The organism is Ignavibacteria bacterium, from assembly GCA_017303675.1.
In the GTDB taxonomy this organism is placed as follows: domain Bacteria; phylum Bacteroidota; class Ignavibacteria; order Tepidaquicellales; family OLB5; genus OLB5.
The window spans coordinates 1-18,309 of record JAFLBX010000002.1; the positions used below are offsets into that span (position 1 = coordinate 1).

At 37.3% G+C, this 18,309-nt stretch carries 12 protein-coding genes; 2 read left to right on the forward strand and 10 right to left on the reverse strand.

Going from position 1 to position 18,309, the window contains the following annotated elements; translation table 11 throughout:
• The 4 genes from J0M37_09225 to J0M37_09240 all read right to left on the reverse strand — a co-directional run.
• Positions 1-661, reverse strand: a 661-nt coding sequence (locus tag J0M37_09225; protein MBN8585265.1) for a hypothetical protein, incomplete at its 3' end; no start/stop codon positions are given.
• An 84-nt stretch (positions 662-745) separates the two neighbouring features.
• Positions 746-1,363 (reverse strand): hypothetical protein, encoded by a 618-nt coding sequence (locus J0M37_09230; GenBank protein MBN8585266.1) that lies wholly within the window; start codon positions 1,361-1,363, stop codon positions 746-748.
• 17 nt (positions 1,364-1,380) lie between these two features.
• The gene (locus J0M37_09235; protein MBN8585267.1) at positions 1,381-2,838 is read right to left on the reverse strand and encodes a T9SS type A sorting domain-containing protein; all 1,458 of its coding nucleotides are present in this window, start codon (positions 2,836-2,838) and stop codon (positions 1,381-1,383) included.
• A 342-nt stretch (positions 2,839-3,180) separates the two neighbouring features.
• Positions 3,181-4,536, reverse strand: coding sequence for an aminotransferase class V-fold PLP-dependent enzyme (locus tag J0M37_09240; protein ID MBN8585268.1), 1,356 nt, complete (start codon positions 4,534-4,536; stop codon positions 3,181-3,183).
• 414 nt (positions 4,537-4,950) lie between these two features.
• On the opposite strand from J0M37_09240, the gene J0M37_09245 reads away from it, so the two are divergent.
• Positions 4,951-6,243, forward strand: coding sequence for a T9SS type A sorting domain-containing protein (locus tag J0M37_09245; GenBank protein ID MBN8585269.1), 1,293 nt, complete (start codon positions 4,951-4,953; stop codon positions 6,241-6,243).
• A 19-nt stretch (positions 6,244-6,262) separates the two neighbouring features.
• Positions 6,263-7,567 (forward strand): T9SS type A sorting domain-containing protein, encoded by a 1,305-nt coding sequence (locus J0M37_09250; GenBank protein ID MBN8585270.1) that lies wholly within the window; start codon positions 6,263-6,265, stop codon positions 7,565-7,567.
• A gap of 401 nt (positions 7,568-7,968) precedes the next feature.
• On the opposite strand, the gene J0M37_09255 is transcribed toward J0M37_09250, so the two are convergent.
• The 6 genes from J0M37_09255 to J0M37_09280 all read right to left on the reverse strand — a co-directional run bounded on the left by J0M37_09255 (position 7,969) and on the right by J0M37_09280 (position 18,304).
• Positions 7,969-10,908, reverse strand: a complete 2,940-nt coding sequence (locus tag J0M37_09255; GenBank protein MBN8585271.1) for a T9SS type A sorting domain-containing protein — start codon at positions 10,906-10,908, stop codon at positions 7,969-7,971.
• A gap of 254 nt (positions 10,909-11,162) precedes the next feature.
• The gene (locus J0M37_09260; GenBank protein ID MBN8585272.1) at positions 11,163-12,608 is read right to left on the reverse strand and encodes a T9SS type A sorting domain-containing protein; all 1,446 of its coding nucleotides are present in this window, start codon (positions 12,606-12,608) and stop codon (positions 11,163-11,165) included.
• A gap of 519 nt (positions 12,609-13,127) precedes the next feature.
• The gene (locus tag J0M37_09265) at positions 13,128-14,750 is read right to left on the reverse strand and encodes a T9SS type A sorting domain-containing protein (GenBank protein MBN8585273.1); all 1,623 of its coding nucleotides are present in this window, start codon (positions 14,748-14,750) and stop codon (positions 13,128-13,130) included.
• A gap of 73 nt (positions 14,751-14,823) precedes the next feature.
• The gene (locus J0M37_09270) at positions 14,824-15,417 is read right to left on the reverse strand and encodes a PepSY domain-containing protein (GenBank protein ID MBN8585274.1); all 594 of its coding nucleotides are present in this window, start codon (positions 15,415-15,417) and stop codon (positions 14,824-14,826) included.
• Positions 15,418-15,513: 96 nt separating this feature from the next.
• The gene (locus tag J0M37_09275) at positions 15,514-17,664 is read right to left on the reverse strand and encodes a TonB-dependent receptor (GenBank protein MBN8585275.1); all 2,151 of its coding nucleotides are present in this window, start codon (positions 17,662-17,664) and stop codon (positions 15,514-15,516) included.
• Between the two features lie 301 nt (positions 17,665-17,965).
• Positions 17,966-18,304, reverse strand: a complete 339-nt coding sequence (locus J0M37_09280; GenBank protein MBN8585276.1) for a hypothetical protein — start codon at positions 18,302-18,304, stop codon at positions 17,966-17,968.
• Positions 18,305-18,309 lie beyond the last annotated feature (5 nt).

The following is an 18,309-nucleotide window of genomic DNA, read 5'->3' on the forward strand; positions in this document are numbered from 1 at the left end:
AAGTACAGTTATTTATTACGGTTGAATATTCCGTTAAGCCGATTGAAGTTGGCTGAGTTATATTTACTCCGTTATAAGCATTCTGTATTACGCAGTTAATTAATGTATCATTTGCGTCATCAGATAGATAAATGCCATCCCAGGTTTCAGTCGAGTCAAGTGAGGTAATCTTAGCATTATTACAATTTATTCTTGAACCGTTCTGAAAAATTATTTTTGAATGTTTTCCCATTCTAAGTTCTGAATGCGGCATCATTGTAAAGACCGCAGTACTATCAAAAACTATTGTCGTACTGTCAGGAAATTCAACGATTGCGCTGTCTTCGATTGTAACATTTCCTCCAAAAAATGGTGAGTTTGCAGGTGAACAGGAATTCGCTACACCACGTCGTTCATAAATAATGTTTACATTCCCATTAACTTTACCATAGTTACAAAATTTTCCACCATTTTTAATGAACAAAGTGCTGTTCGGCTGGAATGTAAGTACAGCATTATCAGAAACTATAAACTTTGCTCCGTTTTCTATGTACATCGTTTCATTTTGCTTAATGAACGCATTATGACCTGATGCGACACTTAAATTCAAAAACAGACTTTTATAATCATTGTGCTGAGGGAAACCAAAATCTGTAGCATTTATTGGAAAGTTTAAGTACAAATTATTTCTTTCGTTGGTAGTTTTAAAATTACCTTTGTTGGGAGTTTTTGAAAAAGAATAAGTTAAAGGATTGACAGTGCCGACCTATTGATATATTTTTAGATTTCGATTAACATCCGAATGAGCGATACTTATCACATTACCATTAATAAACTGAAAAGTAATATTATGATCCGAGTTAAACCTTATCCATACATCATTGTGTTGGTAATTAGGTAAATCCCAATCACTGTAATCCATATTAATATAGTCTATAAGTTCTATCAGTTGATCAGAATCAGGGTCTACATCCCAACACTCAATTCTATACTTGCCAATTCCAAATAAACTATCACATAGGTCATGACTTGAAACATCCCAAGATAAAAAGAAACCTCGTAAACGATCGTTCTCACTACCGTTATTACTCTTCAATAGACGCTTATTACCGGCAAAAATATGATTGTCTACAAGATTTGTAATATCGTAATCAGCTTCAGCAGAATACCTATAGTCCCTCACAAAACCTGATAAATTATCATAATCTTCTACAGCTTCTAATGGTTTCATGTTAAAAACAAACCCAACGGGAATGACCTTTACAAAGATATCTTTTGTAACATCTCTATTCATAATGAAAATCTCTGCTCTAGGCGTTTGCTGAGCGAATAAAGTACTTACATTTGTCACTAAAAATAAAACAGCATATATTAAAGTTTTCATTCAAGGAATTCTCCTGTTTATTTTATTAAAACAATTTTGTTTGATTTAGAAAATGTTTTGTTATCTGTAAACTGTACAAAATAGATACCAGAAGCATAATTTGAAGCGTTAAGCAATACACTGTATATACCAGCTTGATGTTGCCTGTCGACTAATATCCCTACCTCCTTTCCTAAAGAATCAAAGATTTTAATAGTAATGTATGTCGATTTAGGTACTTCATATTTAATAATAGTTTTAGGATTAAAGGGATTGGGAAAATTTTGATGTAGTCTGTACTTTACAGGGGTTTCAATTTCATTATAATATATTCCTATTGGATCTGCTTTAGTAGTTTTTAAAACATAAAGAAATTGCGCATCCAGATCAAGCGGGGGGAAATTAAAAGCATCTCCGCAGACAACATAAGAACTGTCATTACATAAGTCGACGGATGATCCGGAAATTTCAAGTGTATCCATCGGATAGGTTTTCTCCCATATTTTATTGCCATAAGGGTCTATTGCCAATAAAAATGCTTCAGTGGATTTAACTCCTGTAATGACATACGTATTATTATAATCAACCTTAACAGCACAGTCCGAAGATCGCAAATTAAAATATGTATTTGTATCTCCATAAATTCTTGACCATTCCAAAGTTCCCGAACTGTCTGTTTTTGTGTAATACAACTTGATATGCTGATTATTATACCAAATCGTTCCAATAATTAAGTAATCATAATTTGATGTCTGAAATACAATATTTCCAGATTCATTAAATGAACTACCATAGTTCTTCGTCCATAAAGTATCTCCATTAATATTTGTTCTAATCAAAAGTTGTTGTACGTTATTGATTATTGTTATTCCGCCTGAAAGAATATATCCACCATCGTGCAATTGTTTGACATTTTGAAGGGTGCTTTGCGTATTTCCTGGCCTAATTATTTTCGACCACAATTTATTGCCATTAGTATCAATTTTTACCATGTAGCCTGACCTTATAGTAGGACTACCCGTTTCGCATTTACCAACTGCCACAATTTTCATATCAACAGTTTCTATCAAGTGATAGAAATACAGACTATATCCAGTTTCAGGAATGTTCTTCATCCAGATAATGCTTCCCAATGGACTCAATTTAACAACCAATCGGTTGTCTCCCACTGCAACAAAATCACCGGATGAAGTTTCAATTACTGATGTCATTCCAATAGTTGCTGGTAAGTATCTAACCCATAAAGTATCACCCAAGTTGTTTAATTTTGCCACGAAGCCCAAGTAACCGCTTCCGCCTCTTCTTCCTGCAATAACGTAATTTCCATCACTCGTTTGCTTAATGGAATTTCCTGTTGTCCAATTAGAGTATAATTCTGTCTTTTGCCAAACTACTTCTTGTCCAAACGTAATCTGGCTAAAAAAATATAACACCAAAGCAACATAAAATGCGTTAGCATTTAGAAATTCTATAAGTTTTTCAGGTTTTCTTCTCATTTTTCTTAAAATTTTAATCGGTTTGTATCAGTTTGGTCTGTTTCCCGTTTTAACGGTAAACGTGCAGGATTCGGGTTTTATAGTATAATTATATATTTCAAATTAATATAAAATCAAGCTATATTCAAGCGTAAAATTGTAAATTATTAATCAATTTAAGCTGTATATACCAAACAAAACAAACACCGGTAAATTAATTTCGGGATTATATTCATCAAGGCTCGGGTATCTAATAAATTTCTATAGGTAATTATAGTTTCATTACAAATATAATGCAGCTATTAAGGCAGAACAATGATTTGAGTCATAAAAAAGCCTGTTTACCTATCTAATAAAAACACACTACGATGCGCTCAGCTGCACGCCCTTGCAGTCAAAGTAAGCGGAATCATCATCATACTTTGCTTTCCATTTCCGGTTAGCTATCATCTTCAGATTTTCAACCACATCATCAACTTCACTTTCCGTGTTAAAAATGCCAAACGATATCCTCACCGCTCCGCCAATATCAAACTTCTCACCGCTGCGCAGCCGTGCTATAATTTGTTCGGAATCATCTCTCCCCAGCAAAAAGCTAAGATAGGGGTGCGCGCAGAACCTACCGTTCCTGGTTGCAATTGCCGCTTCGTGGTTCAAAATATCAGCTACAAGCCCGTTACTAAGCTCGCCTATATTAAATGTAATCACCCCAAGTCTTTTATTTGCGGGAATATCACCTAAAATATTTATCTCCGGCACTTCCTTTAATCTTTTCAGCGCATACTCCGTAAGTTCAACTTCATGCTGCCTTACGTTATCAAGTCCTGCAGCAGTTAAAAAGTTAAGCGATTCCGCAAGCGCTATCGCGCCGGCTATGTTGGGAGTCCCGCCCTGATGCCTGTCAGGTGAGCTTGCGTAAATGTAATCATGCTCGCTGACAAACAGCACAGTTCCGCCGCCCGGTGTGTATGGCTGAACCCTGTCAAGCACATCACGCGGACCGAATAAAAACGCTGACCCGAACGGCGCGTATGCTTTATGTCCCGCCGCCGCAAGAAAATCTATATGCTGCGGATCGTCATTCGGTTTTACGTCTATCTTCCTGTGTGCAAGAAGCTGCGCCGCGTCTACAAGTATCCGCGCTCCGTGTTTATGCGCAAGCTCCGCAATTTTATGTATATCGTTTATATATCCCGTAACGTTAGATGCTCCCGTTACAGCTACAAGTTTAACTTTATTGTTTTTTAATTTTGTCTCAAGGTCATTCAGGTCTAGTGAGCCGTCTTTATTTACACCGAAGTGCAGTGTCTCGCCCCTGTGCCTGTGCGGCAGGTCATTGCTGTGATGCTCCATCAGCGAAACCAGCGTTATTCCTTCATGGTCCTTCATCAGCCATGCAGTCATATCAAGCGCGCTTGTTGTATTGGCAGTAAGCACTATCGCGTTATCAGGTTTGCTGGCATTTATAAATCTGAATATTGTATCATAAACTCTTTCGAACAGCTCCGTGGCTATCATGCTTAAATAATGTTTGCCGCGGTGAACATTTGAGTAGTAGTTCTTTATGAAATCGATATATTTATTTAATACTGTACTGCAGGGGTGAGTTGATGCGCCGTGATCAAGATAGATCAGATTTTTCGGCTCTGTGCTTCCGTAAACCTGGAAACATTTTTTTGTTATCGGAAATTCTTCCCTGATATATTTGATATCTAGCATTTTTGGATGGAGGTGGAAAACAATTATTTAACTTGAATTATTTCAAAATTACTAATAACCATATTCTATTGCAATGAAAACAAAGAAAAATCAACTGCAGGTTCAGATACTATGATCTTTCAAAAATTCTCCCCTCTCCTCTCAGGAGAGGGGCAGGGGGTGAGGTCAACCTTTACTGTTTGCCCGAAACACCAAATCACCCTCGCCCATACCAAAAGGGAGCAGGTTTACGACTCTTTCTACGAATCAAAGATTCGAAGAATCATTGATCAAGTCTTTATTTCGTAGAGAGGGGGTCAAACAGTATACCCATCAAAAGAGCATGTGCTATGACTTAGTAAATTATCAATTTATTCGGAAACTATTATTGCCTAACCTTAATTTTTTAATTATGTTATATTTTATTTAACCGGAATGAAAAAATACATACTAATATTATTGATTTTTGGCAGTATATCAGTATTCGCACAGCAATACTGGCTGCCGGTAAGCTCGCCGACAAACCAGAAGCTCAAAAAAGGATTTTTCACCGATACACTTAACGGCTGGCTGGCGGGTGATTCAGGTACAATACTCAGAACCACAAATTCAGGCAATAACTGGTTTTTGCAGAATTCTGGAACAACTGAAACAATTGATGATATTTTTTTCATCAACCAGAATACAGGGTGGGTTATTGCCAATGGATTTTTTTATGATGGCACAATTATACTTAGAACTACCAACGGAGGAACGAACTGGAATTTTTCCAGATTCGAAGATACCACAGTTGTGTTCAACCAGATCTATTTCAGGAATTTAACAACAGGTTACCTTACCGGTTACAGCGGCTACATACTTAAATCAACCAACGGCGGTATCAACTGGTTCAATACTTTTATTGATACTGCATATTGCCCCACACTTTATCTGTTTCCAAAAAATGATATTTATTTCATAAATGATCTTACCGGCTTTGCATGCGGCGGTCAAATTGATATACAGGGCATGACCTGGCGTACAACCGATGGTGGGCTAAACTGGAAAACTTATTGTGTCGCTTCTGAACCGCTTTATGAAATAAAGGCTATAAATCAGAATATCATTTTCGCAACAGGGGGAGATTTTGAGTATGGCCTGAGCAATGTATACTCTACCAATGGCGGGGTTGAATGGAAATACGATCCCGTAACACAGCTTTTGGGAAGGGGACAATCTCTCGGTATGAGAACCCCGAATGAATTCTGGGTTCCCCTTGACTATATAGATATTTTTGCTGTTAATACTGATTCAGGTTTTAATGCAGTTAACTGGCGTGAAGTGTCTTATCCGGGCAGCGGGGGAATAAACTATACATTTTTTGTTTCCCCAACAATGGGGTGGTCAATTGCTGATTCAGGAAGGATATATAAATACAATACTGCCATAATCGGAATATCAGGTAATAATAATCAATATATTCCTGAATCTTTTACTGTTGAGCAGAATTACCCCAATCCATTTAATCCCGAAACGAGAATAAATTATACATTAAATTATTCAACAGTTGTAAAAGCTGAAGTATTCAATATTCTTGGTGAGTCAATTGAAGTTCTCATGGATTATTTTCAGCCTGCAGGATACCACAGTATTACATGGAATGCTTCAAAATTTCCCAGCGGAATTTATTTCTGCAGAATAACTGCAGGGAAAACTGAAAAATCAGTTAAAATGCTTCTCGTCAAATAAAAATCCTGTCTTTATCTTAATGAAAATAATTCCTGTCATAATATTATTTATATTTACCCTGTTTTTTTCTGCTGTTAACACAAATGCGCAGGATTACTGGCTTCATGTTAACTCACCAACCGAAAGAATTCTCACCAAATGTATCTTTCCTGATTCAGTTTACGGGTGGGCGGCAGGCGATTCAGGCACTATTGTTCATACAACCAACAGCGGCAGCACATGGCAGCTTCAGAATTCCGGCGTTTTAAATTACAATATTGATGATATTTTTTTCCTCAACCGAAGGCTTGGCTGGGCGCTTGCAAACGATTACCTTTTCATTGGCTCTATTGTACTTACAACCACTAACGGCGGGCTTAACTGGTCACAATCCAGATTCCCTGATTCCAATTACGTTGTTACCAATATTTATTACACTGATTCACTTTCCGGCTATGCCACAGGTTTCAGCGGGAAAGTGTACCGGACAACAAATGGAGGAAGTAACTGGACTGAATGTGTCATAGATACAGCCGGCTGCCCTCTTCTATACGGCTTCCCGAAGAACCGGATAAATTTTATTAATGCAAATACCGGGTACCTTGCCGGCGGCAAGTATGATATTGTGGGTATTGTATGGCGTACCACAAATGCAGGTGTGAACTGGAGCACTTTCTGTTTAACTCCTGAGCCGCTTTTTGACGTTCAGCATATTAATGCAGATAAAATCGTAGCATGCGGGGGTGATTTTGAGTTCGGTGCAATTACTACAACCACCTACAATAATACTGCGTCATGGCGATATTTGAATACAGGACTCTTCGGCGTTGCACGCGATCTCGCCTTCAGAACAGAAAAGGAAGTATGGATGCCGCTCTCGTTTGCGCAGGCATGGGCAGTGCACCTTGATTCATGCAATCAGAACGTACCATGGATAAGCATTCCCGCACCGGATTCCACTGCCGTTTACGCGGCTAAATTCCTTTCACCTACATTAGGATTTGCTTTCGGCTCCTACGGAGCCATATTAAAATATAACACTGCCGTTATCGGAATTACCCCGGGCAATAGTATTGTTCCCCAAAGCTCATCATTGGGGCAGAACTACCCCAATCCATTTAACCCATCTACAAACATTTCATACTATCTTGCCAAAGGTGATTTTGTTAATATTACTATATATGATATAACCGGCAGGCGGGTTAAAGTATTTGTAGAAGGTTACCGTCCGGCTGGTACTAATCATTTCAGGTTCGTAAATCCCGGACTTGCTTCAGGTGTGTACATCTACAAGCTCAAAGCAGGAGACTATACCGAATCCAAAAAAATGGTTATTGTTAAATAACCAGAACAAAGTCCCCCTTGAAAAGGGGGATTAAGAGCTTCAGTATTACATCTCTCCACGATCTTTACAAAATCGAACCCCAAGGTAAATCTGCATTGGGGATTTTATAAACCAACTCTTTCTCCTCATTCTTAAACACCGATCTCTCTCTCTCTCTCTCTCTCATTCCCCCCGTAGGGGTAAAACAAACTCCGGTTAGGGAATGTTTAATTGTTTAACTATCCTGCAGTAGCCGACCCCTTAAGGGTTCGATCTCGATCAAACGATAAATCCTTTACGACCCTAAAAACCTAAGGTCAGGCTTTGAGAGTGGCTCGGCTGCAAAAAGCGAAAACCTGCAAGGTCTTTAAGACCTGGCAGGTTTAAGAAATTTCCATTCCGATAAATCGGAATTCAACTCGCTATTTAATTAGAACCATCTTCTTCGAATCTGAAAAAACACCTGAATTAATTTGATATATATACAACCCGCTCGCCAAATCACTTCCGTCAAACTCCATTTCATAACTCCCCGCTTGTTTGTATTCGTTAACACTGAATACCTCTCTGCCTAGAAGATCATATATCTTGATTGTAATAAACACACCCCGTCCTTCGGACACCCCTCTCAAGAGGGGAATTTCATAACGTATAGTTGTTGTTGGATTAAACGGATTTGGGTAATTCTGATGCAGTTTAAACGACCTTGGTGTATTTTTTGTATTGCTGCTGATGTTCTGGTTTAACGTTTTGCCACTGATAAGCGATAATACATTGATTTTGCTTTCTGTAGTTGAACCACTGTTCGGATTATCACCCCCAGACCCATACTTTAACAAACATAATTTGTTTAAAAGGGCGTGAGTGCCTTTGTGTGTATTCTGATTGTTCTGGTAAATATTGTCATAGTCGCTTACCGCTTCCATGATATTACCTTGCCTTACCTTGCTCTTAATGACAAAGTCTTCGGATATTTCCCTGGACTCCTTTGTATTATTGGTATCACTTTTGATATTTGCATAATAGCTCTGGATATTATTGTAATCTGTTACACTGCCGTTATTCTTTTCCAGGCAGTTGAATATCCTCGCAAGTGAAACTGTTGCGAAGGTTGATGTTTTATATTCTGAAACTACATCTTTGTACTTTGAAATTGCAGTTGAATAATTACCTGACATTTCATTTGAATATGCCTGCATGAATAATGAACCTGCAAACGGATTATCACCGTTATCTATTACAAATACACTGTCATACATTCCAAATCCTATAGAATTAAGCTCAAAATAATCCATATTTGGCAGACTTGTGCCATTGAATAACGGGTCATATATCACTTCTCCGCCTGATACATCAAAATATGCTGTTACAGGAGGACTATCGAACCAATAATTCATTGTTGCTTCAAGATCACCGTCTAATTCGCCTGATATATAATTATACCCGTTTACGCTTATTAAGTTATAGCCTGAATCCATCATCGGGTAACTTTCTTTTTCCAATACCATTGCGCCTGAAACGGGCATACCTGCTAAAATATTATTTCCGCCAAGCCATCTTGTTACTGTGCCGGAATTTACGGGTCTCATAACAGGTACAGAGGCCGAATAAAGCTGAACTATCATATCTGATGCATTGTTAAATGTATTTTTCAGTAAATATGGCGAAGAATAACTGCATTCAACTGATTTTTCGAAGTTATTTACAATATTGTATTCAATTGTGCCGTTGGAGTTATCCAGATACAGTCCAGTACCCGAACCTGTTAAGCCTGTTATTGTATTTCTGGCAATATATGGAGAGGATTGTATTGCTGTAATGCCGATATCGCAATTGCTGAAACTATTATCAGTAATTACAACGCTGCCTGAAGGGCAGTATTGCATTACTATACATGAAGCAAATCCTGATGAGATACCTGATTCAGTTGAGCAGTCTTTTATCAAAATATCATCAGCGCCATCGATATAAACCTGGTTAAGTAATTTTGTGCTTGTAGTGTTTTTGAATGTACAGTTATTTATTACGGTTGAATATTCCGTTAAGCCGATTGATGTTGGCTGAGTAATATTTATTCCGTTATAAGCATTCTGTATAACGCAGTTTATTAATGTATCGTTTGCGTCATCGGAAAGATAGATGCCGTCCCAGGTATCAGTTGAATCATAACTTGTAAACTTACAGCCATTTGCATTAATTCTTGCGCCATCTTCAAAAATAAGTTTCGATCCTTTTCCGAATTTGATTGTGGAACTGTCATTACAAATCAATGCAGTTTCATTCCCTTCGAAAATATAGGTCGTGCTATCTGGGATAACGAATTCTGCACCTGTTTCAAGTATTACATTTGCGCTATCCTGTAAATAATTACTTATCCTGGAGGGCGGGTCTGGTATGCAATACGTTACACCTCTGTCTATAATTATTTTTCCACCGCTTATAAATGCGCCTTTATTACAATAAGTGCTACCTGTTTTTATTCTTACTGCAGCACCAAAGTTGTTCATTGAAATATGGCTGTTTTTCTCCAGATATAATTGCGATCCATTTTCAACAAAAAATTGCGTGTTTCGTAAAAGATAGATATAACCTCCTGTCTGGTTAATAAAAACTGCATTACAGTTTGAAGTAGGATTATCACCAACAGTAAACTGTGCATAATTAAAACCATTATTAGTGCTATACAATAATAAGTAGGACCCGTTTTCTACTGAAAATATTTTCCCGCATTTTATCTTTGCATGATGATTAAAATTAATATAAAGAGGACTGTATAATTTACCTGGATTTTCTTGGTATGGAATAGTATATGGAGATGGGACGATCGAAGAATTTGTCCCATCAATAGGATAAAGTAGTTCGTCGCTTTTAGAAATGCCATGTATTCCTATATTAGGTGTAACTTCTGGCACTAACAAGTTACCATTTATATATTTATGATATTGTTTATAACACTTGATAATATTTTGCTCAAGTATTGGTAAATTTGGATCAAATAAACTAATTTCATCACAAGTGTAACCAGGGCCACCAAACCATCTGTATTTAATTGCATTTAAACCCGTAGTATTATAAATGTTTATGTCTAAATCTACTGCCATGGAATTTGCACCGCCATATGAATAATTCATATCTCTATAATCTAAAATTATTGGATTTGAATTAATAAGGTAAAACACTTCATCAACAACGTAGTACAAAGCTAATTTCCAAATACCATATCCAAATTCAGCATCAGCACTATTTGAACCTGAGGAATTTTCATCCAAAAGCATATTTCCACCTACGGGTATTTGATAATAGCCTTCATATGGTCCTCTATTATTTAAAGCATAACCGTCCAATCCAACTAGATATTTCAAATTAGGTCCGCCAGATCTCCTTGGTATTGCAGAAGTTCGTTGATCTAAAAAAGACAATCTCGGATAATGATTACCTAGAATTTTACCATTAAATACTGCACTTACCGGAAAAAATTGAGCATATATTGGAACACTTGAGAAATTACTTACGAAAATTTCTACATATTCTTCAACATCAGTCGAGTCATCATATTGAGAATATAATAAATGTATATGTAATATACATATTAAAACTAAACTGGTTATTGTTTTCATTATTTTAATAAGATTAATTTATTTGATTTTGAATATAAAATTGATTTATTGGTGAGAGAATTTACAGTAAGTTGATAAACATATATGCCAGAAGAATAACTATTACCATCAAAGTTCACAGTATATTTTGCTGGATTTAAGGTAGTGTTCAACAACGTATTTATTTCATTACCTAAGATATCAAAAATCCTTAATTGGACATTTGAGGAGTTTAGAATTTCGAAAGTAATAGTTGTTTTTGCATTAAATGGATTTGGGTAATTTTGATATAAACTAAATTTTGAAGTTATTTCCGTTGAAATTATATTAATGCCAATCGGATTGTACTCACCATTTTTATCAAGCTTTAATATATATCCATCATCCTGTTGAATATCTGTTCTACCTACAATAATTGCTCCACTATCTGTAGTCTGCTTAATATTCCAAGCCGAATTTGTATTGCCAAAGAATCCATACATTTTTTTCCATATATCAACCCCATTACTGTCAATTTTTCTTACCCTAATTGGATGGTTAGAAATTGAATCGTTAAAACCGCAAGTTAATACTCCACCATCGAAAGTTGGTGCAATACTATAATTTGTACTTGAAAAAGTTGTATCATATCCTTTAAGCCATAAAAATGAACCATCATTTGAAAATTTTGCTAAAAAGGCATCAAGATCATTATAATTTCCTCCAACAAAAAAACTACCACTTTTAATTTCTGTTAGACTCCTAACGTTTGGATAAAAAAATCCTGGGACACTTGTAAACCACAATTGGTTACCAGTAAGATTTAACTTAACAAGGAAAATCTCTGTTGGTTGCGAACCAGAAGGAAAATAATCACCAGTTAAAATTAAGTAACCATCTGAAAAAATCATATCAGCATAACCTCCCAAATAAAATGAGCTTGAATAAACTGAATCCCAAATTTTAGTTCCATCTGAATTATATTTGGATAAATATGGATAAAAATTCCCTGGGAAATATTGTCCGCACATAAAATAGCTACCGTCATTTACCTGTAATATTTTATTTATTCTTAGGTTTTCATCATAAAAATTACCAATAATTAGTATATTACCATTTATATCAAATTTTACAAAACTTCCATTTACTCCAGATAATGCATAATTATTATCATTTGTTTTTATTACGCTCGTAGCTTCATCACGGTCTAATTTTCTTGACCATAATGTATCACCATTCTCATTAAATCTAACAATATACATGTAATCATTTATAAAACTTTCTCGATCTCTGCCAACTGCAATATAACCGTTATCCGGGGTTTGTATTACTGAATGAAAATATTGTATTCCTGGTGCAATAATTGCTTTCTGCCATGTTATACTCTGTCCAAAACTTGTGCTGCACCCAATAACAATTAACATCACAGCAAAGTAAAATGCTTTAGCATTTATAAATTTTGTTGATTTTTTAGTTTTTTTAAGCATATTTTAATAATTCGGTTTGTATCAGTTTGGCTTGTTTCCCGTTTTCACAGTAAACTCAAAGGATTCGGGTTTTATATATAATTATATATTTCAAATTAATATAAAATCAAACTATAGTCAAGCGTAAAATTGTAAATTATTAATCAATTTAAGCTATTTTGGCAAACAAAACAAATACCGGTAAATTAATTTCGGAATTATATTCATCAAGGCTCGGGTATCGCATAAAATTCTATTGGTAATAATAGTTACATTGCAAATATCATACAGCAAATAAGGCAATACAATGATTTAGGTCATAAAAAACCTGCCAGGTTTTAATGATAAATGAAACCGTAACCGAACCCTTTTCCAACGGGACTCCGCTGGAGCAGGGTTCGTATAAGTTAAAGTAAAATCTAAACGAGCCCTTAAAACCTAAGGCCTGATTTTGAGAGTGGCTCGGCTGCAAAAAGCGAAAACCTGCAAGGTCTTTAAGACCTGGCAGGTTTTTAGAAACTTTCTGAAATTCACTCTTTGCTACTTCACCAATATCATCTTCTTGCTTTCCTTAAATCCCGCAGTCTCAAGAGTATAAAAATAAACTCCGCTTGGTTCATTCGCCGCATTCCACTTAGCGGAATATTTTCCCGGCTTCAGGTCCTGCTCAGCCAGTGTTTTAACCAATGCTCCAGCGGAATTATATATCTTAAGCGTTGTAAATCCTCCGCGCAGCACATTAAAATATATCTTTGTTTCGGGGTTAAACGGATTTGGATAGTTCTGCTCTAAACTGAAATTCTTCGGTACTTCGGTGCCAATCTGTTCTACGCCAATTGTAGTATAATCAATTATCGCGCTCCATATCCTGAACACCGCATCCGGCTGATTGCTCATCCACACTGGATAAAGCTTGCCGTTGCCCGATGTAAGCCCCAGGTTATCACCCATATTTCCCCCGCCTGCGCCTGAAACAGGGCTGGGTCTGAATCTTTGTGTGGTAACTTTATAATCTGTCCATGTATTTCCGCCGTTATCTGATCTTGAAAGATATACATCCACGGAGTCCGCGGAATTTCTGCTGTCATAATATATAATATTAAGCCCGCCGTTCTCATCAACTCTTACTGCTGGAAAGAACTGGTTGCGCCCGTTATTTATAGGGTCCTGGTTAACGCGTACACCGCTGCTCCATGAGTTGCCGTCATCTGTTGAGCGGAACATAACAATATCAGGGTCATTGCCGGCCGGCGCAAGATTTTTACTTGTTGTTGCGATATATATCCAGCCGTTGCGGCTGCCGCCTGATTTATCTATATCAATTACCGGGAAGCTGTTCGCTCTGATTGTCCACGGTGAAAGTGTTGAAGTCCTGATACCATTGATATCTATTGCGTTTTCATTTACAGTATAGCTCACTCCACCATTAGTTGAGCGTGATATTCCAATGTAATCTTCTGTGAAAGGGGAGTTGGGTATTGATGATGCCCATGTTATGAATAATGTGCCCTGGGAATTTACACCAATTGCGGGACCGTATGAACGGTTGCCACTAAAACCATTATTAACATTTATTATTGATGACCAGTTTGAACCGCTGTTAGTTGTGTATGACATTACTATCCTGAAAGGTGAAACAAAATAAGTCCACGCAAGATAGCTTCTGCCGTAAAAGGGACTTGCCGGCGCGTCGTCAGTTCCCGGGGAGCCTTTATCAACATCGACATTTGATTGTATTGTTATATTGGCAGACCAGTTCGCGCCTAAATTTGTTGAAGTGTTCGCAAACATTCCGGATTGGATATTGCCTAAATGTGTCAATATATAAATACCATTTTTATCTATTATAGTACCGGGGTCACCTCCGTGATTTTGAACAGGAATACCGGAGCAAACATCGCTTCCGAACCAGTTCAAACCGCCGTTGGTTGAAAAATACGTGCCTTCACTTCTTGAATTCAGGTTGATTGTATATGCGCTGGCAAAAAGTATCTGGGGGTTAGACTGGTGCCTTGAAATTGTAGGCTCTATCTGGTTAAATGCCGAAGGAAATATCTGGAAATTCGTCCATTGAGAGCTTGTTTTTTCTTCAGCAAAAAAAAGGCTGAATGAGAACACAAAAATTATTGTTGTTATGTTGAGCGGAAATGATAATATTTTCATGAAATTTTCCCTTCTGCAAATCATTATTGTAAATTTAGCCATTATGCATTTTTATAAAAATACTAAAACAAGATCAGTTAGATATTACTGCATGAGATTTTCTTCTCATCCTTTTGGGACCGAACCAAAGCCAGAATCCCGTTATTGTGAATAGTAACAACGATAAACCCATAATAGTTGTATAGATAAGCTTAAATATTTCATTTTTGGTCTCAAAAAAATAATCCAATAATGAGCCGTCATGAATATTTTCTATGAAATCAGAGCGCCTGCGCTCAATATGCAGCAGCTTTCCGGTTGCCGCATCAAGCTGAATTCCCCAATAGCCTTCAATGAATACAAATTTTACCATTCCCTTATCAGGTCGTGCGTCAATTCTTTCAAGCTCTGTAGAAAGTGCTGGCGAAATAGAATCTTTTGCAATTTTGCACGCAATTGTATGCAGACTGTCAAAGCTGATCCAGTTCTTAACGTCAGTTGAGCTCCCTTTGTAAGATTCCGGCAGAATATAACCTCCGCTGTTCTTTTTCCAGCCTAAAGTTAAACCTGTTAATGCAGTTAAGAAAAAGAATATAAAAAGCAGCGCGCCTGTTGTCCTGTGAACCTTCCTGAAAAGCCTTAATATTGATGCCTGTTGTTTCCTCTTGGAAATATCCTGCATTATTATAAAATCGAATTTATTATAAAGGCAGGGCTGATTTTCCCGCTGATTTTTTTTTCAGCTCAAAAGACCCTGCCTTATGTGATAATGTAAATATGATTACTACCTGAACATATATGCCAGTGTCAAGCCGCCAAAGAAGTTTCTCCCCGGACCTGACTCGTAATAATCTTTGTTTGCATCTGAATTGATATTGATAAATGCTACGTACTTTTTATCGGCAATATTATTCAAACCGCCGTATGCTACAAGCCTGAATTTATCAAAGTTCAGATCAAAGCCGATCTGTGCATTGATAAGTGAATATGATGCAGTTTTCAGACTGTCAACATTTGCGTCATTAACGAACATTTCACCTACATGCTGGAAGTTCGATTTAACATACACAGTATATTTTTTTGCGAAAGTATGCTGGTACATTATATCGCCTGAAAGAAACATCTTCGGGTTCGAAGGTTCGAAGTTCCCACTGTAATCTACGTTAGTTAATGTACCGGTTGAATCTATTGTTCCGGCTTCGTATTTATCGTATTTGAAATCCTGGTATGTAAATGCGCCTTTTAATGTCAGCCCTTTTACTACCTCTGAATTTACTCCTACTTCAATACCTGTTCTTTTTGATACAGCCGCATTCCTGAAATAAACATCGCCGTCAACAACAAATGGAACGATTACATCTTCTATCTTTGTGTTGTAGAATGATAGTTCAAAAAATGTGTTCTTGAAATATTTCTTCTTAAAGCTAGCTATTTCTCCCTTTATACCTGCCTCAAAGCTGGTTGATTTCTGAGGCTTAAGGTCAGGGTTAATGGTATGCTGTCCGTTATCAGATGAATATACATAGTTATCCAGCTCATTTCCGGCAGGGGAATCGAACCCTAAGCCAAATGATGTGTACAGCGCAATATGCGGTGTCAGCTTAAAGTTCAGTGCTGCCTTTGGTGTGAACTCTGCGAAGATCCTAGTCGTATCACGGAAGCCCGCAAGCTCATCCTGGAAATCGTAAATAACCCTGTCATACCTGCCGCTTACAAGCAATGATAGCTTTTGCGGAATGAGCTCAAACTGGTCTAAAGCGTAAGCTCCAACATTTGCAATCACTTCATTTGATACACCAATTAGGTCATCTCCTTTAACTCCGCCGGCGTTAGTGAATTCGCGTATCGGTCCATCCTGGTAGAACAGGTCAGTTCCGATTGTGAATTCATTTGTCCGCTGATTGGATTTAAGCTTGCCGCCAAATGTGTATTTGTTAACATACCTGAATGAACCCCCGATACCGTTTCTGGTGAAAAGCCGGTATGTTCTTGCGACCCTGTCAAATATTTTGATAGTTCCGTAACCGGTGGCTTCAAAGGTATGTTTCATGTTACCTTTTTCAAGGCTTGTAAGTAGTGTAACTCCAACTCTGCCTTTCCTGGAATATCTTTTCTCGTCACGATTAAGGGATCTTATATTGGCAGCGGTATCATTTGTATTATACTGCTCAAGCGTTAAAGCTCCCGGCAGCTTTATAAGTCCGTTGACGTAATAACCGTAAACAGAAAGTTTTGAGTTCGGTGCGAAATCTGCCTCGAACAGACTGTTCAGCCTGTGCTGGTATTCCTGGCTGTGCTGCCTGTAACCTGCATAGTTCTGGTAGCTGTACGAGGACATGAATCTTGAGTTTTTTGAATTTATTCCCATCTTGAACCCGTTCTTGCGGAGATCATATGAGCCGAATTCATTGTTAAGCTGGAAAAATGAAACCGGGAAGTATTTATCAGTAAGAAAGTTTATTACACCACCGGGTGCGTTTGTATACAATGATGATGAATAACCCCTTACCAGCTCGATCCTTCCTATTGCATCGAAATCAATAGCCTCTATCCTGGTCTGTCCGTCAGGTTCTGATTCCGGGATCCCGTCAAGCAGTATCCTTACGCCTCTGATACCTGTATTTGAACGGCTGCCGTATCCGCGGATAGTTATTCTGGTGTCGTGATTTCCATATCTTGGTTGTAGAAATAAACCTGGGATAGTTTGAAGTATATCCTGAACGCCAACCTTCCTGCTGGTTATCCAGTTTGTCTGGTTTATTCTCATAACCGGGTATGGTATATCTATGATTTTTTGCTCTACTCTTGTTCCGGTTATAATTATCTCATCTGTTTTGTATTCAAGTGAATCAACAGGGTCATCCTGTGAATACAACGTTGATGTATAAATTCCTAACAGGCATAGCAGAACAAGAAACCTATAATTTATGAACATTATATGCTCCTGTATTAATTTTTATTTTTTTCATTCTATAAATAAATATTCTGAAGGCAGGGTGAGATAATATCCATAACGCCTTTACCGGCGAAAATCGGTCAATACCTGCCTTCTTCTTATCACAAATGAAATATAGCTAAAATCTTTGCTGCAGGCAATCTTATAAAATAACCGCTATAAAAAGCACACTGAATCATTATGACCAAACGGAGGATGCAGATCATAACAATGTATTCAAGCGCCCTTTAAAAAAGAACGATTTTATTCAGATAACCTGAAGCAATTTTAAGCTGTGAAATTATGAAAATGAGGGTTTAGCCGGTGGAGCTCTTCCGCGGTATATTTCCGAGACGTCACTCTTTGGAGGAATAAAGTTTAAAATACAGATCAAGCCGATAACCGGCGGATCAATTTTTAATGAATCAATGATCTCGTTAAAATCAATTGTCTGGGTTTCTGTAAGTATGCAGGCAAAGAAGATGAATTCGCCCTTCGCCATTTCCTTGGTAAGATCAGCTCCGACCACAAAAAATGACACAAATAGTAAGATCAGAATATTGTCCACTATCTTTGAATTTTCACGAAATAGCGGAGTAGATTTGATCTTCCTTGCAATATTTCCTGCTGCTCTGAACAAATTTA

Excerpts from the sequence above, each read along its gene's own strand:
- J0M37_09230 (MBN8585266.1), bottom strand. The coding sequence starts at position 1,363 with ATGAAAACTTTAATATATGCTGTTTTATTTTTAGTGACAAATGTAAGT.
- J0M37_09235 (MBN8585267.1), bottom strand. The coding sequence starts at position 2,838 with ATGAGAAGAAAACCTGAAAAACTTATAGAATTTCTAAATGCTAACGCA.
- J0M37_09240 (MBN8585268.1), bottom strand. The coding sequence starts at position 4,536 with ATGCTAGATATCAAATATATCAGGGAAGAATTTCCGATAACAAAAAAA.
- J0M37_09245 (MBN8585269.1), top strand. The coding sequence starts at position 4,951 with ATGAAAAAATACATACTAATATTATTGATTTTTGGCAGTATATCAGTA.
- J0M37_09250 (MBN8585270.1), top strand. The coding sequence starts at position 6,263 with ATGAAAATAATTCCTGTCATAATATTATTTATATTTACCCTGTTTTTT.
- J0M37_09260 (MBN8585272.1), bottom strand. The coding sequence starts at position 12,608 with ATGCTTAAAAAAACTAAAAAATCAACAAAATTTATAAATGCTAAAGCA.
- J0M37_09265 (MBN8585273.1), bottom strand. The coding sequence starts at position 14,750 with ATGAAAATATTATCATTTCCGCTCAACATAACAACAATAATTTTTGTG.
- J0M37_09275 (MBN8585275.1), bottom strand. The coding sequence starts at position 17,664 with ATGTTCATAAATTATAGGTTTCTTGTTCTGCTATGCCTGTTAGGAATT.